Raw genomic sequence first — 22,139 nt, forward strand, 5'->3', positions numbered from 1 at the left:
ATCTGGAATGATGGAGGAGTAGCGATGAAACTGGAAGATGTGCAGATTGAACATGCGCGCCTGGAGGACTTGCCGAGGATTGTGGAGATTTATAATTCTACTATTGAGGGCCGTATGGCAACAGCGGATTTGGAGCCAGTGACGGTGGAGCAACGTTTGCCTTGGTTCGAGGAACATACACCGGAACATCGTCCACTGTGGGTGATGAAACAGGCAGGACAGGTGGTAGCTTGGGCAAGTCTCAGCTCGTTCTATGGACGTCCTGCGTATAATGGAACGGTGGAAGTCAGTGTATACGTGGATCAGCAATGCCGCGGATTTGGGGCTGGAGGACGTTTGCTCGAAACGGTATTTGCAGCATGTCCTACACTTGGAATTAAGACCATTCTGGGATTTGTCTTCGGGCATAACGAACCGAGTCTGGGGTTATTGCGCAAGCATGGTTTTGAACAATGGGGTTATTATCCCGAAGTGGCCGTGTTGGATGGTGTGAATAGAGATCTGGCGATTTTGGGCAAAAAAATATAAGTGTCGTTCTTATTCGTAACATAAGAACACTGAAAACCTCCAATCTAAATTAATAGGATTGGAGGTTTTTTTGTCGTTCGACTCTATTCTTCGCTATGTGAAAAAGGAGGTTGTGTTTATACGTCAAGCTGCTGTTTAATCTCTTGGATCTGTCCCAGATGACGTTCCTCATGATAACTTGTAAAGTCAATCCATTGGGTAAGATCCATCTCACCAAATACAGGATGAGGAAAGGACTTGCTGCGCAGCAGGTCAGGATCATGATCCAATGCAAAGTTGTTTAACGCTTGGTGAGATTCGTCCAGATCATTGCGTACGTCTGCAAGTGCTTCAGGCGCTGCTGGAGGCTGAAGATGGGGTGGTGCCTCGACGGAGCGGCTGCGGTCCAACGATAATTCATATGGTTTTTTGTCCACAGACACCGTCTGTTCCTTCTCGAGGGCTAGGCGGGCTTGTTTTCCAATGACATCTTCCATCAGATTCAGATGTCGTAGTACTTGCATAATACTCCATTGTTGGGGTGAAGGTTTTTGGTTCAATTGTTCTTCTTCGAGTCCAGAGACTGCTTCCCAGATTTGGTTGCGTATATTGTCATTACGAGTAAACATTGTGCAATCCTCTCCTTATATATAGGTTCTATGATGCGAGTAGTCTGTGTATGTTCATTACCCCAAATGTGGATGCTTATTCTATAAGCATTGAGAATGGAAAGAGTGAATGCGAACCTAGGCAAGATTAGCCTTTGTTAGATGTAATCTGTGCCAAATAAAAAAAGCCGTTCTCCATGAACGGTTCATTTAAATCCATCCCAAGTCCAAAAAAAGATTGACGGGCAGACCCCGGCAAACTATAATCGGTACAAGTAACTTGATATGTAAGGAGTCCTGACATGATATGTTAGTAATCGACGAGGTGTATCACCATACAGCATTGCAAATATCATCGTCCGATTTATTGTACCTTATCGAACGGCTGAAGGTCAAAAAAGAAAGTGAGATCCAAACGCTCAAGCAGAAGATCGAACAGTTCGAACAAAAGCGTCGAGCAGAAGAGGTCGCTTATCAATCGTTGTCGCCCGTACGCAAATGGTTTGCGGGACGCCCCGCATCCCATCATCAGGCGGTGGAATATATGGTTCAGGTGAAGGAACGTTTTCGCAAGATGGAACAGATTCGCAGACGCATACGTGAATTGGATCAGATCGCAGAACGAATTAAGCATCCGGACAGCATTGAGCGGGACGAGATTGAGCTTGCGCCCGATACAATCCGTGAGCTCAGACAGCTTAGTGAAACGGAGGATGTACAAGCATGACTTTGGAGACGTTAAGCACCGGGATCGATACGGTCTGGGTCGTACTGAGTGCAGCGATGATTTTATTGATGGAGGGTGGATTCGCCCTGCTCGAGGCTGGCTTTGTGCGTTATAAAAATAGTGTGAACATTATTATGAAGGTATTTGCTGACATTACGATTGGAACGTTGCTGTTCTATGCGATCGGTTTTGGACTGATGTATGGTTCGGACGTAGGCGGTTTTGCGGGAGTAACGGGATTTTTCCTGAGTGGGGATTTGTCTCACCTGGACGTGCCGGTATCTCTGGAGACATTCTGGTTGTTCCAGGCGGCCTTTACCATTGCCGTTATTTCCATCGTTTCAGGAGCGGTAGCCGAGCGGATCAACTTCCGTGCTTATCTTCTGTATATCATATTGATGACGGCGATCATCTATCCAATTGGTGGACACTGGGCATGGGGCGGCGGCTGGCTTAGTCAGCTGGGGATGCAGGACTTTGCCGGTTCGGCTGTCATCCATGCGCTCGGCGGATTCTCGGCACTGGCGGCTGCGATTATCATTGGTCCGCGTAAAGGGAAGTACACGCCACTTGGCGTAAGTGCCATTGCACTCCCGAGCAATCTGCCATTGGCATCTGTAGGTGCATTTCTGTTATGGTTCGGCTGGTTTGGCTTCAATGCGGGTAGTACACTCAGCGCGACGGATGTAAGAATTGGTCACATTGCGATTGTCACGATGTTATCTGCGGCTTCGGGTGGGGCGGTTACGCTGTTGTATACGTTATTCCGCTTCAATCGTTCAGATGCACCTTCGGTCATTAACGGTTCGCTTGCGGGACTGGTCGGTATTACGGCAGGCTGTGCTTTTGTTGGTGATGTAGCAGCGATATTCATTGGGGCAGTATCCGGTTTATTGATGATGGCTGCAACCAACTGGCTGGACCGTCGGCAGATTGATGATCCAGTTGGTGCTTTCCCGGTGCATGCTGCATCAGGGATGTGGGGCACGATTGCTGTGGGTCTGTTTGCCACGGATGGTGGATTATTTATGGGCGGCGGCTGGAGGTTGCTGGGTGTTCAGGCACTTGGCCTTACAGCCCTGGTCATCTGGGGATTCGCCATGACCTGGATCGGGTTAAAGTTGATTGGCAAAATTGTGCCTGTACGTTCGACAGAAGAAGAGGAAGATCTCGGTCTGGATATTAGCTATCATGGTGTGATGGCAGCCCATCAGGCCCATGAATTCCTGGATGGTGAGGAGCATATGCGCGCTTATCAGGAAAAGTCTTCTGATCCAAATCGTTAAATGGAATATAGGATAAGGAAGTAGACTGACAGAGGATGTCAGTCTCTTTTTTTGCTAGAAGCAGGGAAAGACGTCCGGGCGGAAGAATATACAGGTGTGAACCTGAATATGTCTCAGCATAGGTGTATTGTCAAAAGGGGAGGATCTATATGATTAAGCCAGAACAATGTGAACGTCTGACCAGAAAAGCCCGTAAAACACTTGAGGAATATGGTTTGGGAGTCGCTGCCGATCTGTTGTTATCTTCAAGCCGCTGGGGAATTCGCCTTGATGTATCCACAATGGACGAATATCGCAGAACAGGAAACTCACGTGTGGGTGGACATCCGGATTTGCCGAGTCGCATGGAATGGCCCGTAACACAAGAAGGAGTCCCGATGACTTTCCTGGCCCAGTTGAACCTGGTGGATTTGTCGCCGTATACGCCGAATGATGGGCGCGGAACTTTGCCTGAACGTGGAATGTTATACTTTTTCGTCGGCACGGATGAATCTGCTTGTCCCATTGAACATCGTGTGATTTTTGAACCGAGTTCTCATAACCTGATAAGGCGAGAGCTTGAAGGTGATACCGCGCTGGATGGAGCCCCGTTTGTTGCGCATTCGGTGACTGTACTGCCTAATCTGGAGTTTCCTACATATGCTTATATAGACGCCAACGCGCTGAATGAGCTCTCGCCGCCTCAGCTTGAGACCGATGAGGCCGAAGCGGAAGTGAGTCTGTATGACCGATACCTTGAATTCGAGTCGAGCTGGAATCATCCAAGTACGCTGAATTGGGGTGGAATGTTTGGATATCCTGACGGGCAGCATCCGGATGCCGAGCATCGGGCCTTGTTACAGATCGCATTGGGAGAAGAGTACGATTATAATGAGCAGGAGTGTGAGAAGAAGCTGACCAAGCATTACGGCGGTGATGAGGATCAGACATGGCAGGAACTATCCGATACGCTGCTGCTGTTGAAGATAGATACCCATGATGCTATTGGTTTCCAATGGTGGGATTGCGGGGAACTGCAATTTTTCATTCGCAAGTCTGACTTGGAGGCTGGACGATTCGAGCATACGTATTGTTCGTTATACTCAAGTTGAACAAAGATTTGAAAACAAATAGGCAACAAAATGTCCTGAATCCCGTCTTTATGAAGGAGGAAGGACTTTTTTTGTTCGTAAATTGTTATATAAATTGAACTAAATAATATTTACACTGCACACTCCGATGACAGAACAACCTTCCGATCGCTGTTATCCCCAGATTTTTTTGATTCCTTTTATAAAGGGGAAATCCGGGGATAGCGTATGCTTCCGATGTAGCTTTCTTGCAGAAAGCTTGTAGGCGAAGTGTATGCTTTCGAAGTAGCTTTCCTGCAGAAAGCTTGTAGCTCCGCTTCTTCAGGTCCTTTCTGTCCTCTACGTTTTGTGTAAATGTTTTGTTCAATTTATATAGATTTGGGGTATATATTAGGGAGGGATATCTTGGTTGATAACCGATCATATGTTCTGTATAATGGGATAAAAAGGAAGTGTATCTGTTGATTCAATCTGCGTTCAAACATATTGACGTGGCCGTAACATCGTTGATTGATATATGTGATCAGTTGTCGGAAGAAGACTTGGCTTTGACTCCAATTGAAGGTAAACGGCCTGTTGGAGAGTTACTAGCTCATCTGTCTGTGATCTGCCGAGCGGATGTTTATATTTCCGAAGGTGCATCGGAGGAAGAGATGGCTCAATTCTATGCAGAGAATCAGGTGCATTCGCTCGGTGAGATCAAGCAGGCTTTGATTGATAACCAGATGTATCTATACCAACGGTACAGGCAGTTTAACACGGAAGAGTTATTACATGTGACGGATTCGTACTGGGGAGCTTCCTATAGTCGGCTGGAGTGGTTACTTGAGATTATGGGGCATGTATATCATCACAGAGGACAATTGTATACGATGCTGACCCTGACGGGCAAAGAACCCGAATCAGTACTTTTTAAATAGAAATAGATAGAATACATATAAGCATGTTATAGGAAACATCATGGGTTAAAGTGGGAATAGACCGACGATACTACACGTTATACGTGAAATAACGGAGGATTCTGGTATGCAACGACATAATACATGGAATGCATCGATGGACAATACGTTGATTGACAGGTTAAAACAGATTCCTGAACTTGATCAGGCTACACGGATTGAACCTGTTATGAAGGGGTATTCAGCGGATGCTAAATTCAAAATGTTTGTCCCTGGCCAAGGCCATGTGCTAGTGAGAGTATATGATGTTGCTGAGGAATGGATGAAACAAAGGGAATATCAATGTTTGCAAAGCATGCAACAATTAGGCGTACTGTGTCCAGCAACGTTGGGCACAGGTAGATTGGATGAGAAGCATGGTTATATGATTTTTAGCTACATTGAAGGCGAAGATGCTTCCGAGAGATTGCCCAAGCTGAATGAACAGCAGCAGTGGGCGGTTGGTTTGGAAGCAGGAGCGCAGCTACAGCTGATTCACCAGTTGCCGATGGAGGAACAGATCGAATCATGGTACATACGCAAGAGCACCAAGCATCAACGTTACGTGGAGCGCTATAAACAGTGCCCGATCGTGATGAAAGAGGATCAGGCCATTCTAACGTTTATTGCAGACCATCTCGGTTGGATGAAAAATCGTCCAGATGGATTTCAGCATGATGACTTTCACCCGAGCAATCTTGTCGTTAAGCAGGATAAACTCGCAGGAGTGATTGATTTTAATCGTTATGATCAAGGGGATCCCATTCATGAATTTTTGAAGCTGGGTTTGTTTGCTTCGGAGATCAGTATTCCATATTCCATAGGTCAAATTCAGGGCTATTGCGATGGCAATGAACCGGATGAGTTATTCTGGAGATTGTATTCACTGTATACGGCTATGGCGCTGGTGTCTTCTGTGGTGTGGATTCAGCAGGTGAAGCCTGAAGATACGCTTGAGATGATGGCCAAGATCGAGCGTGTCCGTGAAGATCACGATGATTTTCGCAGTTTCATCCCGCGGTGGTATACTTTGAACAGATCATGAATTATGGAAGGGAAAGGAATAATGCCGTGGCAGAGCCAGCAACTATTCTGCTTGTGGATGATGAGCAGGAGATTATTAAACTGATGGAAATTTATTTTGGCAACGAGGGTTATCGGATTCTCACCGCGAATGATGGGCTTGAAGCGTTGGAACAATTGAAAAAAGAGTCGATCGATCTCATTATTCTGGATGTCATGATGCCAAATATGGACGGAATCGAAGCTTGTATGAAAATTCGGGAAGAGCAGAAAATGCCGATTATTATGCTGTCCGCCAAAAGTATGGATATGGATAAAATTACAGGGCTAAGCATCGGTGCTGATGATTATGTGACCAAGCCGTTTAACCCGCTTGAACTTGTGGCACGGGCCAAATCCCAGCTGCGCAGGTATCATACCTTCAATGAAGGTCGGGAGAACAAAGAGCACGAGTGGGTTATTGATGATCTGGTCATTAATACCGATACACATGAAGTATGGGTGGATGAGCAGCCGGTTCGTCTGACTCCGCGTGAATTTGCTGTTCTTGAACTACTGGCTCGTCACCAAGGTTCAGTACTTAGTATGGAACAGATCTATCGTCAGGTCTGGAAAGAAGAATTCATGGAGTCGAACAATACCGTCATGGTGCATATTCGCAAGATTCGTGAGAAGATTGAACTCGATAGCAAACATCCCAAGTTCATTCAGACCGTATGGGGTGTTGGTTATAAGATGATCAAACCGCAATAAACTTGTACATCCACAGGATGTCATGTGACATGAACACAGGCAGGGAGTTCCTACTATGAATTCAAAGCTGATTAATACAGTCCGATGGAAATTTATCTATGCATTTCTACTGAGCGGAATATTAACTGCAGTTATTTTGTACGGGGGCAGTCAGGTGGGGCAGACCATCCTGGAAGCTCAGACGTATCCGGATTATTCCATTCCGGCTCAGGGGATCAGGTGGTTGGTGAATAATATTGGTTCAGTGCCTTTGATGATTGTGGTAGGCGTGCTCAGTTTTGTGCTGTTTTTTTTCCTGTTTTCTCGTAAGGTGATGCGGGTTCTGGATGAAATTACGGCAGGAATTCAGGAGGTTGCCAAAGGAGAGTTATCCCATCGCATCGAAGTGAAGACCTCGGATGAATTCGGAGTGGTTGCTGCAAGCATTAATCAGATGGCTGAACAATTGCAGTTATCTCTTCAGGAAGAGCGTAGTGCAGTTGCTGCCAAAAACGACCTGATTACGGGGATATCACATGATCTGAGAACACCGCTCACTTCTATTCTGGGATTTCTGGAGTACATTGAGAAGGATCGCTACCAGGATGAGATTGAGATGCGCTATTACGTTAGCATCGCCTATGAGAAATCCCTGACCCTTCGCAAGCTGATTGATGACTTATTCGAATATACGCGTGTGAGTGGCGGGAGTCTTCCGTTGTCTTTGCAAGCGTTGAACCTGAATTCGTTTCTGATGCAGCTGGCTGAAGAGTTTGCTCCCATGCTGGAGGATGCTGGCATGACCTACAAAATCATCGGCGGGCAAGAGCCACTATGGATAAAAGCTGCTCCGGGGGAGCTTGTAAGGGCGTATGAGAATCTGTTCAGCAATGCCATTCGGTATGGTTCGCAGGGTAAACTAATGGAGATTGGGCTGGCCCTTGAAGGTGAAGAGGCTGTAGTCCGCATCAGTAATTATGGTGAACCGATTCCGGCACAAGATCTGCCACATCTGTTTGATCGATTCTATCGTGTGGATAAATCGCGTTCCCGTGAAACGGGAGGTACGGGTCTCGGCCTGGCGATTGCCAAATCGATGATTGAATTACATCGAGGAAGTATCGTTGCCTACAGTGAAAATGGCAGAACGGATTTTGTTACCCGATTCCCTGTAACTGCTGCTCCGCCAAGTAATTACGAAGAGCAGTAATAATTAAGAATTTGGTAAGAAGTTAACTACTTCCTCATTAAGAAATATTCGGTATGCTACCTCTATTACCTTATTGTTGTATAGAGGAGGATACCAAATATGAAGACCCGATTCAGTACTGTAAGACTAAGATACATATACATTGGAGGAGCAAGCGCGTTACTGAGCGCAGCGCTCCTTTTTGTCGTTTATCACGTGCTACGATTTGCGCATCACCACGTCCTTCCTGATACAGCATGGATAACGCGTATGATGAACTGGGGAATCAACCATATCGGAACAAAGCCGTTTTTCATCTTCATTGGTGGAGCCGTATTTGCGATCTTTTTTTGGATTCGATCCCAGAAGATTGCGGAAGATCTCAGTCAACTTGCATGCGGAACAGCCGAACTTGCATTGGGCCACAATCCTGGAAGAATTGATGTTCTAAGTGGGGGTGAACTACGACAAATTGCTGCCAATCTGAATGTAATTACGTTTCTCCTGCATGAGGAAGGGCTGAGCAGATCAGAACCGAAACATGAGAGAAGAGAGGTAGAGGGAGCGTCTATTCAGCATGAGCAACCCGGCCTTCAGCAACATAATGAAGAAGACAAGGAGAACACTCAAACTATTTCTACACAGGTTGACCTACCGATAAAACTTACTCTCTACGGTATTCAATCTTCTCTGGATGAGATTATCCAAGGGCGGTGTCAGGACGAGATGGAAGTTCAGCATTGGGTCAAGTTGGCGTATGAACAGACATTGCTGCTTCAACATGCTCTGGAGATTACACAACGGAATGGACAGGAACGCGGAGTTTCAATGGAACAGGTACACAAGGAGCCTGAATGTTGAAGCACAGGGGCAAGCGATGGATGTATTACGTATTTGATGGAGCAGTGGTTGTCGTTTTGATGTTGACCGTCTTCTATCTCTATCTGATTACTTATGGCGAAGGAGTGCTTCGTAATCGTCCAGAGGCCATGCAGGTGGCCTCCTCAACCATTATTACGAATGCAGAGGGGACCGAAATTTCGAGGTTACATACGCAGACCAAAGGGTATTCCGAATATGCTGACCTGAACGCCATGCCAGATTTATTGAAAATGGCTTTTCTGGTTACAGAAGATCGACGGTTCTACAACCATGATGGACTGGATTTCATAGGACTCGGGAGAGCCATCGTGCAAGACATCATACATATGGATCTGAGTCAGGGAGGAAGCTCCATCACGCAGCAATTGGCAAGAAATCTATACTTGAACGGGGATAAAACGTTGAGTCGAAAGGTGAATGAGATATCGATTGCGATGGCCCTGGAGAAGAAGTATAGCAAGGATAAAATTCTGGAAATGTATCTGAATCAGATCTACATGGGACGCCAGCAGTATGGTGTAAAAGCGGCAGCCTGGCGGTATTTCGGAATTAAGGATATGCACCAGTTGGAACTATGGCAGATTGCTACATTAGCCGGAATCCCCAAAGGTCCATCCATATACAATCCAGTAGATCGTCCTGAATTTTCCAAACAAAGACGTGCCGTTATCCTTGGACTAATGCATGAACAGGGACTAATTACACGAAAGCAGATGCTCCAAGCCCGTGACGTCCATTTCACGCCGCCTGAAACCGTATTGAATGCAACAACTTCACTGGGCTTGAGCAAGCCCGCATATGTGTCTGCCGTGGATGCTGTGATTCAGGAGGCTTCTCGGCTCACAGGTAAAAGAGAAGCAGAGATTCGATCGGCAGGTTGGGATTCAAACTGGGCTAGACGAACAGGCACAACTGGCGATGGAAGAAACATTTGCAGACGCTACCCGATTCCCTGATGATCGCCAAGACGAGCTGGTACAGGCAAGTATGGTTATTATTGACCAGCATAACGGTGAAGTGAAAGCAATGATGGGTGGACGTAATCCTTTAAAAGGGGGCATTAACCGGGCGATTATGGATGCAAGGCAGCCAGGTTCTTCTTTTAAACCAATTATTGCATATGGCCCTGCGTTGGAGTCGGGGAAGTTCAAGCCAGAGAGTATACTACCGGATAAACGCATGCAATATGGCAACTATCAACCTTCCAATCTGGGTGGGCGTTACAGCGGTTCAATACCGATGTCCCAAGCCCTGCAAAAGTCCATCAATGCCCCAGCCGTATGGCTGCTTCATGAGACAGGACTGAACGATGCACATCAATTTGCGGCACGACTCGGTATTGAACTGGGGAAAGAGGATAGGAATCTCTCGATTGCTCTGGGCGGTGTGCATCAGGGGGTGTCGCCAATGAAGATGGCGCAGGCCTATACGGTGTTTGCGAATAATGGCAAGTTGAATACAGCCCATCTGATACGCGAGATTACAGATTCCCGTGGACGGACAATATTTGCTCATAAGTCGGAAAATAAGCAGGTAATCTCCTCCAGTACGGCGAATGCCATGACCAGAATGCTGCAAAATGTAGTCAGTCAGGGAACAGGAAGCCGTGCACAGTTAGGTCAGCACAAGGTAGCAGGGAAAACGGGAACAACACAGGCTGCATTACCTGGTGTAGGAAGAGAGGCCAATCGGGATCTGTGGTTTGTGGGCTATACGAGCAGCTGGACTGCGGCGGTCTGGATGGGATTTGATCATACGGATGAAGATCATTATATGAGGTCAGGAAGTGGTGTTGCAGCGGAGTTGTTCGCAACAGTGATGAGACGTGCTACCCAATAGAATGCAAGAGAGAGAGACCATAGTTCATACGATTCTTTCCTTCTCTTGGATAACACAGAGTATAGCTTCTAATGTATAATATGTGTCTTATTTATCGTAAAAGGAGGCTAAAATGAACTATAAATATAGGAACTCGGAACTGGATACAAGCTCGCTGCAGCCTAAAAGTGGTATCAGACCGGAACGGCCTGGCATCTCCGGATTAGGCGGATGGCTTATTTTAATTCAGATTGGCCTGTGGGTCTCATTGGTGCTTCTGATCGCGGATATGTCTCAGGTAAATGTTATTATGGATCCGGTAAGATGGGAGGGTGTTCGTGGTGTTGATCCGGAACTTTATACTGAAGGGATACGACCGCTCCTTTGGTTCGGGGTCATAAGCAGCGTCATGTTACTAATGCTCGTTATCGTGAATCTCGTACTGCTGTATAAGAAAAAGAAACAGTTTCCACGCATGATGATTATTCTGTACATTGCAAATGTATTCATTGGAGTCATGACATGGATCATGATCGCACGAATTGAGATTCCGAGGGAGCAGCATGTGCTCGATCCAACATCAGCATTTAATTTAACAATCCGATCGCTTCTGACATGTTGTATCTTTATCCCGTATTTCCTAAAGTCGGTTCGTGTGAAAAATACGTTTGTGAAGTAAATAGAATATTGATTGATCTGCTGCTCTATAATGCTCTATAAAAAGCGATATGTAAGGCCCGTAGGTATACAAGATTTTATCCTGTATGCTAACGGGCCTTACGTGTGCTGAATATGTGAAAAGAATAATCATTTCGATGATGATTTTGCCCGAAGTGAGGCGGGAATTCGGCGTATCATCTGGTTTAATACCTCAGAGAGCACAAGGCCTACGGCAATAGCGCCGGATAACATGAGTGCCTTGGCGGCCATCTCCATAGCGGCACTGTAGTCATTTTGCACAAAACTTCGCATCGCATTATACGCCAGTCCACCAGGAACGAGAGGAATGATGCCTGCGACGCTGAAGATGATGACGGGTGCGCGAAACATGCGAGAGAATATCTGGCTGATGACACCTACGGCTATGGTCGCTGCAAGTGTAGCAGGCACCGCATCCGCTGCATATTCAAGCACGATATAGATGATCCAGCCGATCATGCCGACAAATCCACCGTGGAGCAGCATGCGCCGTGGTGCGTTGAAGATGATCCCAAACGCGGCTGAAGCGACAAAACTGGTCAAGGCTTGTTCAATAAAATGGAGCATATCCTGCATTCCTCCGTCTTACATAAAAAGTGAAAATACAACTGCAATGCCGGTACCTATGGCGAAGGCGGTCAGAAATGCCTCGGCTCCCTTGGATAATCCGGATACGAGATGCCCGGCCATCAGGTCGCGTACAGCATTGGTAATCAGCAGCCCCGGAACCAGCGGCATAACCGAACCAATGATGATTTTGTCCCGTTCATGACCCACTCCCATGTAGATCAGGAGAAAAGCAAGTAAGCCAATAACAAAGGATGCCGTAAGCTCGGCAAAGAATTTGACCCGTACCAATCGGTGAAAGGCAATAACGGCTGCATAACCTATACCACCACAGATCAGCGCCGGAAGAAAGTCGCTCCAACCTCCGCCAAACATAATGGTAAAACAACCACTGGATAACGCTGCGGCCGTAAGCTGAACAGCCGTTGAATAGGAGGAAGGCTTGCCTTCGATCTGTACCAACAGATCATGGGCTTCCTGAGTAGATAGCTCACCTTGTCCGATGCGGCGGGAGACCGCATTAACCTCGGACACCTTGTCCAGATCCGTCGTACGCTCGGAGATGCGAATCAGCTTGGCAGGTTCGGTTGCATCAACAGAGAAGAAGATACCTGTCGGAACAACGTAACTATGCGAATGGGGTAACCCAAGCGCAGCCGCCATACGTTTCATCGTATCTTCGACACGGTAGGTTTCACCACCGCTTTGCAGCATGATTTTGCCTGCGAGCAGACAGATTGCAATCACGCGGGATTGTTCAGTAGGGTTGCTGCCAATCATACCCGTCTCGGCTTGTGATACGGGTGATGAATCATGACGTATGTATTCCAACCGGATCAAGCTCCGTTTCATATGAGATATGGGGTGGTGCGACACCATTGTATCATATTTCACACGCTCGCAAGGAATCATACCGCACCATCGCCAAGACGATAAAAAAGCCTCGTTCCCAAGACTTGAAGATCTCAGGAGCGAAGCTTCTTGGAACAGGTTCGGATATAGAAGTACAATGCCACTACATCAACAGTGTGATAACCAACAATTCATACAGCACAAGCGGCAAAATCGTTGGTCCAAACAAGGCACGCGGTTCAGGATATCCATGCATCGGGGTAACCTGGAGATACAAAATTCCCCGGTCTGCACTGATGATGACACCTTCCCACACTTGCCCATCGATATTCTGGACTTGTACCTTCTTGCCTATATGCTGCCGAGCTGTATGATGAAGCATATTCCGCACACTTTGCACGGATTGAAGCATCGGTTGATTGGCTTGGTACACGACACGCGTGGATGGCGTGGATGTGGATTCAGACATGATGCACAACCCTTCCCTCAAAATAAGTTCTTACTTCAAGGTATGCATCTGCCTATAAAAGGTGATTACACAAACGCCATCTCAAGGCTCCCGCGTCCATTTTCATAAGCGACTTTGCCTAATGCTCCATTCACAAAGGTGAGTTGGGGCGGAACATGGCCGAGATCCACATCGTACAGTACAGGGACATCCAGATCCCCAAGTGCAGAGGATAGGGCATCGGTAAAATTGAAATCGGCTGTATCGGAATAACCCGCAGGTCGGCCGAACATGAAGCCTTTTACACCTGCAAACCAGCCAGCCTGTTTCATCTGCCACAGATGACGGTAGATATCCCCCGCATTCATCTCACAGCTTTCCAGATACCAGATGGTACCTTCGACTGCACAGTATTGCTCCAGATAGGATGCAACAGGTGCATACGGCGTGCCAATCAGACTGGAGATCGTATCCATGCAGCCGCCGATCAGTCGACCGGAGAACACCACATCTGTGTCTGTATCTTCCGAGTGACCGAGCTGTTTCCAGCGCGAAGGTGTATCCAGGTTAAATCCAGGAGATTCCGGTTTCCATGCCGATTGATAATGTGTGGAAGACGATTGTGTGATCTGTCCGCCGTATTTGGTCTGTAACACATCAATCCAGCGCGCAGTCACGGGATCGAGGGCGTTTGATCTTAGATCAACATAGTTGGTGCCATGTGCTGATGCTGTTCCGGTGATCAGGGTATAGGCGAACAGGAACGTACTGATATCCGAGTATCCCATGACCCATTTGGGCGGCAAGGTTTTCAAAGCTTCCCAATCCAGCAGGGGCAGGATATCCATAAGAAACTCTCCACCCCATGGAGGGATAATGGCCTGAATATTAGGATTGCGAAAAAATTCATTCATCTCTTCGGCGCGTTCCTCTTTGGAGGCACTCACGCATTTGGTGTTATGACGTAGAGAGGGGCTTTCCATCACGCCAAAACCCAGGCGCTCCATATTGCGTTTGCTCTCCTCAAGATAATGGTGCAGGGATTCACCTACACCGCTGGAGGGGGCTGCCACACCGATGGTATTTCCCGGAGCGAGTGGCTGCGGGTAACGGATCGAACGTTGATTCATTGTGGAAACACCCTTTCTTGTGAATATTGCTCATCTTCATGAATATTTCCATTATATAGATTAATCCGATTATTGAAAGCACGTTGTGTTCAGATTAAGGATTCACAGGAATCTCCAATGAGAATGGTGACTTGATTTTCATCGGATAGGTGGATATGTTCATCTTCAATTCACCTTTTAACTTGGCTCCATTTTCGATAGTAGAAGAAACAATCGTATGACTATCATCCGTCCCTTCCCCACTACTCCAACTGGTTCCAGGAATCTCATATGACTTCCCTTCACTGTCTTTAACATTTTCGAAAGAGAGAACGAACCCACCTTGCATACTGCCAGCAACAGAGAAGTCAATAATTAAATCGTTGCCTTCAACCTTGCTGCCAACCATCTTCAATCCAGGAGGACCACCTGTAATCTGACGTGACTTCAGATCAAGTGAAAGATTCAGATCCTTTTTGTCCAATCCCGAGAAGCCAGATCCCTGTAAGGTCAGCTTTTTCGGTATGGAGAAGTACATGCTTTCGAAATAAATGGAACGTTCATCCCCACCTGTTGAGGTGTCTGTTCTCCACGCGCGACCTTGCTCGTCGACCAGTTGAAGATCATTGAGGCCAAATACCTTCTTGGTATTTTTAGGATCAAAATTCACATCAAGTACAAGACGGGTTGGATACAGAGTAGCCTGTTTCACATCAATACGCTGCCCATCCACCGTTAACGTCTGATTAACAGGAATAACTTTTTTCATTCCTTTGGTAAGATTCTTGTCTACCGGGAACGTCACTTTCCACTTTTCAGCACTTGCTGTATCTCTTGGCTTAAATACAACGCTCAGCTCTTCGGGCGGAGAGGCTCCATCTGTGTAGATCACGTCTATCATATTCTCATACACATTCTCGTCTGGAGAAGGCGTTGGATAAGCGTAACTAAATGCAACAGGAAGGTCTTTACCGTTTTCATCTAGCAAATCAATGTCATAGTTGAATTTCTCGGGATCTTTCATACCTTTCATTGTGTAAAAAATAACCATACGTGACTCGTCTGTGATAATGCCTTCAACGGTCAATGAAGTACCATCATGCTCGTCGGTTACCCCGACTTTCTGTAAGAGGGACTTATCGATCGCCATCATTAATCCTTTGTCCTGGCGAATCATGCTCACAATGCCTTCCATGCCAGGCAATTGCTCCACGAAGGACGCAAAAGCGGGAGAGACACGGATACATCCCGTAAATAGCAGGATGAGGGCAGCTGCTGAGATGGAGCTCATATACCAACGCAGCCGGGACTTGCGCTTACGGGCAGCCTGGCGGATTCCGGACTGCACAGCCTGATATGCGGCGGCATCGGGCACAGGCATGGTTTCGTACTCCGTCTTGCGAGCATTCAGACGTTCTTCCAATGTCTCGAATGATTTTTGTTCATCCGTCATGAGGATGCATCTCCTTTCGTTTCAAGTTGATCACGGAGCTGTCCGAGTGCCCGATGTAATCGGGATTTTACGGTTCCGGTCGGGATTTCGAGAATATCGGCGACTTCAGTTAAGGAGAAACCTTCGAAATAACTCAGGATAATAATCTGTTTGCAATCCCGATCAAGGGTGGATACGGCCGCAGCAAGATCGGGGTCCGCAGGACGATCCCAACTGCTGGATTCATGAATCTCGGTGACGGGACTGAACCGACTTTTGCGTTTGCGTTCGTCCGCACAGTAGTTGAGCAGAATGCGGATGAGCCAAGTGCCAAAGTAGGAGGGCTCTTTTAATTTTTTGAGTTTATGGAATGCCCTGAAGGTTGATTCCTGAATCGCTTCCAGCGCATCACCTTCGTTATGCAGGTAGGCATAGGCGATACGGTACAGTTGGCTCTGATGTAATTCCATTAAGGCTGCAAAAGCCTCGGCATCCCCTTTTTGTGCGGCGATGGTGAGCTGAATAGGGGTCACATGGCTCCTCCTTTCATGGATATGTTGAGTATTAGACAGCGTAAGGCACCAAACGGTTCTTACTCCCTGGAAAAAATATGATGTTTCGCGATTTCTATATAAGTTGAACTATATTTACACGAGAACGTAGAGGACTGAAATAACCTGAAGAAGCGGAGCGTTCGCCTTTATCGCCAGATTTTCACCTTTGTAAAAGTGAATTAAAAAAATCTGGGGATAACAGCGATCGGAAGGTTGTTCTGTCATCGGAGTGGGAAGTGTAAATATTCTTTAGCTCAACTTATATAGCCTCTCGATAGAGGTATGTAATCGAACAACAAATAACCGTCAGACCTTCTCTTTGTACTCCAAAAAGAGTTCTGGCGGTTATTCATGTTTTCACTCTAGCTGATCATTATTGCTGCTGTCCTGCGGCTGCTCGCAGACATGAAGCTGTAGACGTGTTACCACGTTCAAGTGAAATCTCCAGTGCGGTCTGGCCCGCTGAGTTCAGCCCGTTTGGATCAGCTCCATGCTGAAGTAACATCTCGATAAGTTCGATCTGATCTGTATGAAATGCTGCGGAGTGCAACGCATATTGTCCATCGCTGTCCAGAATACTCGTGGATGCCCCATGTTCGAGTAAAAGTTGGATAACTTCTGGCGAGCGTTCTCCCGCAAGTGCGGCATGCAGTGCAGTATTGGACGGAATAAAGGAAATCTTGGAATGAGAAAGGGCGTTAACATCCGCTCCATGCTCCAGAAGAAGACGAACTACCTCTGCTTGTCCATAATGAGAGGCATATCCCAGCGGAGTTAACCCATCCTGATTTTCAGTATTGGTGAGTTCCGGGTGAGAATTGAACAATAATTGCAGGTTGGCCAAATCTCCAGACTGTGCAGCCTGAAATAGTTGATTAATCTGTTCTGCATGTTTCATAAGGAATACCTCCATCTGATGGAATATTAGAATTTACAGGGATTCATTATATAACTTCTTCACAGCTTCCAGCCCAGGTATGGCAAAGCAGGCGAGTGGAGAGGGCAGATCATTCAATGGGAACCAGCCGATCTCACCAATGGCTCCGCCTTCTTCCAGATTACGAGCATGACCGCCAATCACCTTGGTGGAATAGAGCACGGATATCCAATGTTCCTTCTGTTGTGGCTGGATCGTCTCCGCCGTACAGAGCAGACTGTCAATGGCGATATCCAGATTCACTTCCTCCTTGATTTCGCGGATGACGGCAGTTTCCAGTGATTCGTAGGGATCGACTTTCCCGCCGGGAATACTCCAGGTGTGCTGCTCGGGCTGGCGATTCCGCCAGGCGAGAAGCACTTCGCCCCGTTCATTCAGGATGACCGCACCTACGCCAATGCGAGGTGAAATTTCAGATTCCCCTTTTGGAACAGAACTTAATTCCGACAGGGACAGCGCAGCTTGTTCGTTCACATTACGTTGTGAAAAACCACCCGCGTCCATATCCCCAGATTGAGGAGTATGAGTAGACTGGAATGACAATGGAAGCTGAGACTGCGCTGACCATTCTTCCGCAAGGATACTCATCGAGATCAGGTCATAATGCATGCCATCCCGCAAAACTGCTGAACGCTGGCGACCCTCTTCCCGGAATCCGGCTTTTAGGTACGCACGTCTTGCGGCTTCATTGTATTCAATGACTTCCAGCGCAATCCGGTTCAGGTTCAATTCGTGGAAGCCATACCGAAGAATCAGAGCCAGAGCGTCGCTTCCGTAACCTTTACCCCGATCATTTTCTTCACCGATGCCAATGGCCAGACGAGCCGACCGATTGTTCCATTCAATCCGGTATAGGGCTGTGAATCCAATGAATCGGTTCCCCTCCAGTGTACGTAATGCAAATTCAAATCCGTTGTCTCGGCGGACAGAGGAGGACCCTGTCTCATCCGGCGTTAACGGGATCGCGATATCGGTATCCATGTTGCGCAAATATTCATAATCGTCTGTGAAGCGGGAGAGACGCATGCAATCTTCCGGGCATGGGGCCGCTAATCTGACTTTGGAACCTTGAAAACCATTTAAATGACGTGGAGACATGTTGCACCTCTTTTATTCGATATGAAATCAATCGTTTCTCCCCATTATACTACGAACAAGAGAGGATACCGAAAAATGGCACCAAACAAGCTACATTCAGGTGAAAAACAACAAAAAAAAGCAGCCCGAAACGGCTGCTTGTACATTCATTATTTCAAATCATTCAATAAATTCTTCATTTTTTTGTAATGTCCACTGACCCGATCAACCATGTAGTTATACATGAGCTGATTCTCCGAAAGATTCGCCATTTCCTTGTCAATGTCAACGTTATTGTTGTTATTGTTCATCGTAGTTTCGTTGTTCTCGACAATTCGGTACTGTACGATGGAAGAATTGGGATCACTGACAGGGAAGTGTTTGTTATGAGTCCGCTTCATGGCGAGCTGATCTGTTTTGCCATTCTCAACGATCCGTCTCAGCTCTTCCTGAAACTCTACCGTTTTCTTTTTGTAGTTGGGCGTGTCTGCATTGGCAATGTTATTGGTAATGGCATTGTGCTGTGCAGTCAGTGCTTGTAACAGTGATTCGTTACGTCTTGTCGTATTCGTTTCGATCACGGGCTCAGTCTCCTTCACTGTAGATTGATACAGTTACTTCTATAATAAGAAATAAAGTTGCACACTGTCAACATAACAAAGAAAAAGACAAGCACATGTCGGAGGTTCCCCGATAAGAAGAACCCTGCCTTCATGAAATCTTGTCTTAGACTTTGCCCTTATGGATCAGCGTTGAACAACCTCTTTAAGAGGGACGATTAATATTTTTGCCGTAATAGATCTCGTCCATCTCCAGCTTCAGCCACTCTGTAATCTCCTGTTGTTCCTTCTTGCTGAGCTTATCTTTGGTGTACCCAAACAGATAATTGTCGAGATCAAATTCCCTCAGTTTACACTTGGTGTGAAAAATATTCTCCTGATAGACGTTCACGTCAATCATGTCAAAGCTGCTTTTGATCTCGTCGGGAATATAATTCTGAATAGAGCCGATCTCATGGTCAATGAACAGCTTGCGTCCGCTCGTATCCCGCGTAAAACCACGCACCCTGTAATCCATCGTCATAATGTCCGTATCAAATGAGTGGATCAGATAATTCAGTGCCTTAAGCGGTGAGATCTCACCGCAGGTGGAGACATCAATGTCCGCACGGAAGGTACTGATACCTTCACTAGGATGAAATTCAGGGTAGGTGTGCACAGTGATATGGCTTTTATCCAGCTGCATGACAACGTTATCGGGCAGAGGGCCGGGAGATTCATCGAGTGATTCTTCGGGGATCTCCACGATTGGACCTTCGGAGACCAGCATCGTCACACTCGCACCTTGAGGCACGTAATCCTGCTGGGCAACATTAAGAACGTGGGCTCCGATGATATCGGAGACGTTGTTTAGAATTTTACTCAGCCGGGCGGCGTTATACTGTTCATCAATATATTCAATGTAAGCTTCACGTTCATCTTTGGTTTTGGTATAACAGATATCGTACATATTAAAGCTGAGCGACTTGGTCAGGTTGTTAAATCCATGCAGTTGAATGCGCTGCTCTGGCGTAATTGTCATGGTTGCAGTTCCCCTTATCCCATACGACATATCATCGCAGTTATAATACTACTTATACCCAACCTGCCACGAAAAAAAACATATGTAGGTCATTCAAAATACGATTCCCCTCTGATGACAGCTATGCATGAATGGACTTCAGATGATCTACATTTTTTCAGAATGAAGAATCGTCGAAATCTGCAATATCATTTATGCGCTCATCCTCAGCTACAGATTGGATATCCTCTGAAGTGACACTGATGATTGTATAGTCCTCGTTCTGCTGTTTCTTCACGGCTTTTTCCTTCACAAAACGGGGACTGCCTTCTCCGGCATCTTCGTCATAGACGAGCAGAAGACCGTCGCTTTTGCGCAGCAACAGGTCATCCCGTGCAGTGAACTGCCACGGCCCGATATAAGGTTGATTGCTAATCGCACCGTAATAGTCCACACCCGAGAGGATGGAACGGTAATACTCCTGCTTGTCTTCTTTCCATTGCTCCTCCGGGTTCTGAAAGGCAGTGATGATCGACAGTTTCAGATGTGGATACGTCTTCTTCAGATCAATCACTACTTCGCAGGCCCACAGATCCACACCGTATTGTCCGGGCGTCAGCACCCATTCCAGACCTTCTTCGACAAGGGGAGTGAGGCGGGAGGAGATGGCTTTTTTGATAAAAGGAATACCTTCATGCTTCTGTCCAAAAATCTGCAATTCATGTGCCCGGTAACCGGTGATTAACAGGTTTTTCAGTGTCCGTTCCTCCTTTCAGGCATGATCAATCAATTAGTGAATTTTCTATATATGCACACATTAGAGGTGCAGTTATTTCGCAGGTGGAGTTTCTGCACGGAACGGATAAAGGAATGGCTTTGGAATATCCGTTTCGAATGACATTAACTCATCCGTTGTGGGATGGATAAACGAGAGTATACGTGCATGAAGTCCGAGACGGCCAAGGTCTCTTGTGCGTGCGCCGTATTTTCTGTCACCGGCAATCGGATGTCCGAGATCTTCCATATGCACACGAATCTGATTTTTACGCCCTGTCTCCAGACGCACTTCCAGCAAGGAGAACTCACGGTTCGACTTCAGACGTTTGTAATGTGTGATGGCATGTTGTCCATCATTCGGACGAGAGCTGGAATACATTTTCAGCGTTTTGGTTTCCTTCAACCAGGAAGAGATGGTGCCTTCTTCTTTGGCTACTGAACCTTCAACAAGGGCAACGTAGACGCGGTCCTGCACATTTTCTTTCCAGTTGTTTTGCAGCTTCTGCTGTACCTCTTCACTTTTGGCAAACATCATGACACCTGACGTATCCCGATCCAGACGATGTACAACAAAGATCCGGTTGAGCGGATTCGTGCGGCGTACATGCTCTGTCAGTTGGCGATAAGCCGTCAGGTCATCCGTCTTGTCAGCGGCAATGGACAACAGTCCGGCTTCCTTACGGATCACAATGATATCATCGTCTTCATGCAAAATGTTAATACCCGTCAAGGACGGAGCAGCGACTGCACCTTCTTTTCTAATATATACAATCTGACCTGGCGTCAGCGCCTCATTAAACTTGGTTACGACCTTCTGATCCACGGATACCTGTCCACGACCCAGAATGGACTTCACCGCGTTCCGTCCTGATTTCAGATGCTGCAACAGGAAGTTCAACAGTTCGTCCGGTTCGGTTACTTTGTACTGGCGTGGTGGTTCCTGCTTGCGATAGTAGGAATTGCCTGGTCGTTTGGATGCGCTGGCATTTTTGGGTTTGTTACCTCCAGCTTTCTTGGGTGCACCCGATGATTTCGCGGCTAATGGCTTCTTATTCTCCTCCGTATTGCGTGATGCGGAAGCACCTGATGTTTTGGCAGATGAGAAGTTGGACTTGCCGGAACGTGCTGTAGATGAACCTGCGTATGTTTTTCCCTTGGCCGAGGCCGATGTTTTGCCTGTTGGACGTTTGCGTTTATTCATGAATAATAATCTCCTTCTGAACAGCCTGTACCGCTTGTGTGCATACGATCCGTTCATTTCGTTATGCAGTTCAATATACCACTAACAGTCGACAAATAAAAATAGGTTCATGGAATCTGCTATACATCCAATCCGAAGAGTTGTGA

The 22,139-nt window shown here is 46.8% G+C and carries 25 protein-coding genes and 1 pseudogene; 12 read left to right on the forward strand and 14 right to left on the reverse strand.

Annotation, left to right across the window (positions count from 1 at the left end; all coding sequences use genetic code 11):
* Positions 1-24: 24 nt before the first annotated feature.
* Entirely contained in the window at positions 25-528 is a 504-nt protein-coding gene (locus MHI12_RS07305; RefSeq protein ID WP_405171976.1) for a GNAT family N-acetyltransferase, read from the forward strand.
* 116 nt (positions 529-644) lie between these two features.
* Here MHI12_RS07305 and MHI12_RS07310 read toward each other — a convergent pair whose 3' ends face one another.
* The gene (locus MHI12_RS07310; RefSeq protein ID WP_405171977.1) at positions 645-1,136 is read right to left on the reverse strand and encodes a DinB family protein; all 492 of its coding nucleotides are present in this window, start codon (positions 1,134-1,136) and stop codon (positions 645-647) included.
* A 286-nt stretch (positions 1,137-1,422) separates the two neighbouring features.
* On the opposite strand from MHI12_RS07310, the gene MHI12_RS07315 reads away from it, so the two are divergent.
* The 11 genes from MHI12_RS07315 to MHI12_RS07365 all read left to right on the forward strand — a co-directional run bounded on the left by MHI12_RS07315 (position 1,423) and on the right by MHI12_RS07365 (position 11,459).
* The gene (locus MHI12_RS07315; protein WP_341010015.1) at positions 1,423-1,842 is read left to right on the forward strand and encodes a hypothetical protein; all 420 of its coding nucleotides are present in this window, start codon (positions 1,423-1,425) and stop codon (positions 1,840-1,842) included.
* Complete coding sequence (locus MHI12_RS07320) at positions 1,839-3,128, forward strand: ammonium transporter (RefSeq protein ID WP_341010014.1); 1,290 nt, start codon at positions 1,839-1,841, stop codon at positions 3,126-3,128. Before MHI12_RS07315 ends, MHI12_RS07320 begins: the two co-directional genes overlap by 4 nt.
* A 149-nt stretch (positions 3,129-3,277) precedes the next feature.
* The gene (locus MHI12_RS07325) at positions 3,278-4,219 is read left to right on the forward strand and encodes a DUF1963 domain-containing protein (RefSeq protein WP_405171978.1); all 942 of its coding nucleotides are present in this window, start codon (positions 3,278-3,280) and stop codon (positions 4,217-4,219) included.
* Positions 4,220-4,650: 431 nt separating this feature from the next.
* Complete coding sequence (locus MHI12_RS07330) at positions 4,651-5,118, forward strand: DinB family protein (protein ID WP_244898302.1); 468 nt, start codon at positions 4,651-4,653, stop codon at positions 5,116-5,118.
* A gap of 106 nt (positions 5,119-5,224) precedes the next feature.
* A complete protein-coding gene (locus tag MHI12_RS07335; protein ID WP_341010012.1) occupies positions 5,225-6,181 on the forward strand; it encodes an aminoglycoside phosphotransferase family protein in 957 nt (318 codons plus the stop codon).
* Complete coding sequence (locus MHI12_RS07340; RefSeq protein WP_341010300.1) at positions 6,178-6,912, forward strand: response regulator transcription factor; 735 nt, start codon at positions 6,178-6,180, stop codon at positions 6,910-6,912. Before MHI12_RS07335 ends, MHI12_RS07340 begins: the two co-directional genes overlap by 4 nt.
* Before the next feature lie 55 nt (positions 6,913-6,967).
* Positions 6,968-8,101 (forward strand): sensor histidine kinase, encoded by a 1,134-nt coding sequence (locus MHI12_RS07345; protein ID WP_405171979.1) that lies wholly within the window; start codon positions 6,968-6,970, stop codon positions 8,099-8,101.
* A 99-nt stretch (positions 8,102-8,200) separates the two neighbouring features.
* The gene (locus MHI12_RS07350) at positions 8,201-8,941 is read left to right on the forward strand and encodes a hypothetical protein (RefSeq protein WP_405171980.1); all 741 of its coding nucleotides are present in this window, start codon (positions 8,201-8,203) and stop codon (positions 8,939-8,941) included.
* A 20-nt stretch (positions 8,942-8,961) separates the two neighbouring features.
* Positions 8,962-9,918 carry a transglycosylase domain-containing protein gene (locus MHI12_RS07355; protein ID WP_405171981.1) on the forward strand — a complete coding sequence of 319 codons (957 nt, stop codon included), beginning with the start codon at positions 8,962-8,964 and terminating at the stop codon, positions 9,916-9,918.
* Positions 9,881-10,801, forward strand: a complete 921-nt coding sequence (locus tag MHI12_RS07360) for a transglycosylase domain-containing protein (protein WP_405171982.1) — start codon at positions 9,881-9,883, stop codon at positions 10,799-10,801. The genes MHI12_RS07355 and MHI12_RS07360 overlap by 38 nt, the downstream gene beginning before the upstream one ends.
* 112 nt (positions 10,802-10,913) lie before the next feature.
* Complete coding sequence (locus tag MHI12_RS07365) at positions 10,914-11,459, forward strand: DUF2569 domain-containing protein (protein ID WP_405171983.1); 546 nt, start codon at positions 10,914-10,916, stop codon at positions 11,457-11,459.
* Between the two features lie 128 nt (positions 11,460-11,587).
* Here MHI12_RS07365 and MHI12_RS07370 read toward each other — a convergent pair whose 3' ends face one another.
* The 13 genes and pseudogenes from MHI12_RS07370 to MHI12_RS07430 all read right to left on the reverse strand — a co-directional run bounded on the left by MHI12_RS07370 (position 11,588) and on the right by MHI12_RS07430 (position 21,993).
* Positions 11,588-12,046, reverse strand: coding sequence for a threonine/serine exporter family protein (locus MHI12_RS07370; RefSeq protein ID WP_339785405.1), 459 nt, complete (start codon positions 12,044-12,046; stop codon positions 11,588-11,590).
* 18 nt (positions 12,047-12,064) lie between these two features.
* Complete coding sequence (locus MHI12_RS07375) at positions 12,065-12,826, reverse strand: threonine/serine exporter family protein (RefSeq protein ID WP_405172952.1); 762 nt, start codon at positions 12,824-12,826, stop codon at positions 12,065-12,067.
* A gap of 235 nt (positions 12,827-13,061) precedes the next feature.
* Positions 13,062-13,367 (reverse strand): hypothetical protein, encoded by a 306-nt coding sequence (locus tag MHI12_RS07380; RefSeq protein WP_036610673.1) that lies wholly within the window; start codon positions 13,365-13,367, stop codon positions 13,062-13,064.
* A 65-nt stretch (positions 13,368-13,432) separates the two neighbouring features.
* Positions 13,433-14,476, reverse strand: a complete 1,044-nt coding sequence (locus MHI12_RS07385) for a S66 peptidase family protein (protein WP_405171984.1) — start codon at positions 14,474-14,476, stop codon at positions 13,433-13,435.
* 94 nt (positions 14,477-14,570) lie between these two features.
* On the reverse strand, positions 14,571-15,908 hold the full coding sequence (locus MHI12_RS07390) for a DUF4179 domain-containing protein (RefSeq protein ID WP_405171985.1): 1,338 nt from the start codon (positions 15,906-15,908) through the stop codon (positions 14,571-14,573).
* Positions 15,905-16,420: a sigma-70 family RNA polymerase sigma factor gene (locus MHI12_RS07395; RefSeq protein WP_405171986.1), complete on the reverse strand. Its 516-nt coding sequence runs from the start codon at positions 16,418-16,420 to the stop codon at positions 15,905-15,907. Before MHI12_RS07395 ends, MHI12_RS07390 begins: the two co-directional genes overlap by 4 nt.
* Positions 16,421-16,814: 394 nt before the next feature.
* A complete protein-coding gene (locus MHI12_RS07400; protein WP_405171987.1) occupies positions 16,815-17,339 on the reverse strand; it encodes an ankyrin repeat domain-containing protein in 525 nt (174 codons plus the stop codon).
* Between the two features lie 33 nt (positions 17,340-17,372).
* Positions 17,373-17,777 (reverse strand): NUDIX domain-containing protein, encoded by a 405-nt coding sequence (locus MHI12_RS07405; protein WP_405172953.1) that lies wholly within the window; start codon positions 17,775-17,777, stop codon positions 17,373-17,375.
* 210 nt (positions 17,778-17,987) lie between these two features.
* Positions 17,988-18,476: pseudogene (locus tag MHI12_RS07410) on the reverse strand (GNAT family N-acetyltransferase); the annotation flags it as partial.
* A 149-nt stretch (positions 18,477-18,625) separates the two neighbouring features.
* A complete protein-coding gene (gene flgB / locus MHI12_RS07415; protein WP_076209406.1) occupies positions 18,626-19,036 on the reverse strand; it encodes a flagellar basal body rod protein FlgB in 411 nt (136 codons plus the stop codon).
* A gap of 184 nt (positions 19,037-19,220) precedes the next feature.
* A complete protein-coding gene (gene speD / locus MHI12_RS07420; RefSeq protein ID WP_036610662.1) occupies positions 19,221-20,036 on the reverse strand; it encodes an adenosylmethionine decarboxylase in 816 nt (271 codons plus the stop codon).
* 157 nt (positions 20,037-20,193) lie between these two features.
* Positions 20,194-20,772, reverse strand: a complete 579-nt coding sequence (locus tag MHI12_RS07425) for a DUF1273 domain-containing protein (RefSeq protein WP_405172954.1) — start codon at positions 20,770-20,772, stop codon at positions 20,194-20,196.
* Positions 20,773-20,844: 72 nt separating this feature from the next.
* Entirely contained in the window at positions 20,845-21,993 is a 1,149-nt protein-coding gene (locus MHI12_RS07430) for an RluA family pseudouridine synthase (RefSeq protein WP_405171988.1), read from the reverse strand.
* Positions 21,994-22,139: the final 146 nt, after the last annotated feature.

The sequence above is a fragment of the Paenibacillus sp. FSL H8-0280 genome, assembly GCF_045040665.1.
GTDB classification, from domain to species: domain Bacteria; phylum Bacillota; class Bacilli; order Paenibacillales; family Paenibacillaceae; genus Paenibacillus; species Paenibacillus xylanexedens_A.

Coding starts and splice junctions, on each gene's coding strand:
- MHI12_RS07335 (WP_341010012.1), top strand. CDS start 5,225: ATGCAACGACATAATACATGGAATGCATCGATGGACAATACGTTGATT.
- MHI12_RS07315 (WP_341010015.1), top strand. CDS start 1,423: ATGTTAGTAATCGACGAGGTGTATCACCATACAGCATTGCAAATATCA.
- MHI12_RS07355 (WP_405171981.1), top strand. CDS start 8,962: ATGTATTACGTATTTGATGGAGCAGTGGTTGTCGTTTTGATGTTGACC.
- MHI12_RS07340 (WP_341010300.1), top strand. CDS start 6,178: ATGAATTATGGAAGGGAAAGGAATAATGCCGTGGCAGAGCCAGCAACT.
- MHI12_RS07325 (WP_405171978.1), top strand. CDS start 3,278: ATGATTAAGCCAGAACAATGTGAACGTCTGACCAGAAAAGCCCGTAAA.
- MHI12_RS07350 (WP_405171980.1), top strand. CDS start 8,201: ATGAAGACCCGATTCAGTACTGTAAGACTAAGATACATATACATTGGA.
- MHI12_RS07305 (WP_405171976.1), top strand. CDS start 25: ATGAAACTGGAAGATGTGCAGATTGAACATGCGCGCCTGGAGGACTTG.
- speD (WP_036610662.1), bottom strand. CDS start 20,036: ATGACAATTACGCCAGAGCAGCGCATTCAACTGCATGGATTTAACAAC.
- MHI12_RS07430 (WP_405171988.1), bottom strand. CDS start 21,993: ATGAATAAACGCAAACGTCCAACAGGCAAAACATCGGCCTCGGCCAAG.
- MHI12_RS07375 (WP_405172952.1), bottom strand. CDS start 12,826: ATGATTGGCAGCAACCCTACTGAACAATCCCGCGTGATTGCAATCTGT.
- MHI12_RS07400 (WP_405171987.1), bottom strand. CDS start 17,339: ATGAAACATGCAGAACAGATTAATCAACTATTTCAGGCTGCACAGTCT.
- MHI12_RS07360 (WP_405171982.1), top strand. CDS start 9,881: ATGGAAGAAACATTTGCAGACGCTACCCGATTCCCTGATGATCGCCAA.
- MHI12_RS07370 (WP_339785405.1), bottom strand. CDS start 12,046: ATGCTCCATTTTATTGAACAAGCCTTGACCAGTTTTGTCGCTTCAGCC.
- MHI12_RS07380 (WP_036610673.1), bottom strand. CDS start 13,367: ATGTCTGAATCCACATCCACGCCATCCACGCGTGTCGTGTACCAAGCC.
- MHI12_RS07385 (WP_405171984.1), bottom strand. CDS start 14,476: ATGAATCAACGTTCGATCCGTTACCCGCAGCCACTCGCTCCGGGAAAT.
- MHI12_RS07365 (WP_405171983.1), top strand. CDS start 10,914: ATGAACTATAAATATAGGAACTCGGAACTGGATACAAGCTCGCTGCAG.
- MHI12_RS07310 (WP_405171977.1), bottom strand. CDS start 1,136: ATGTTTACTCGTAATGACAATATACGCAACCAAATCTGGGAAGCAGTC.
- MHI12_RS07345 (WP_405171979.1), top strand. CDS start 6,968: ATGAATTCAAAGCTGATTAATACAGTCCGATGGAAATTTATCTATGCA.
- MHI12_RS07390 (WP_405171985.1), bottom strand. CDS start 15,908: ATGACGGATGAACAAAAATCATTCGAGACATTGGAAGAACGTCTGAAT.
- MHI12_RS07320 (WP_341010014.1), top strand. CDS start 1,839: ATGACTTTGGAGACGTTAAGCACCGGGATCGATACGGTCTGGGTCGTA.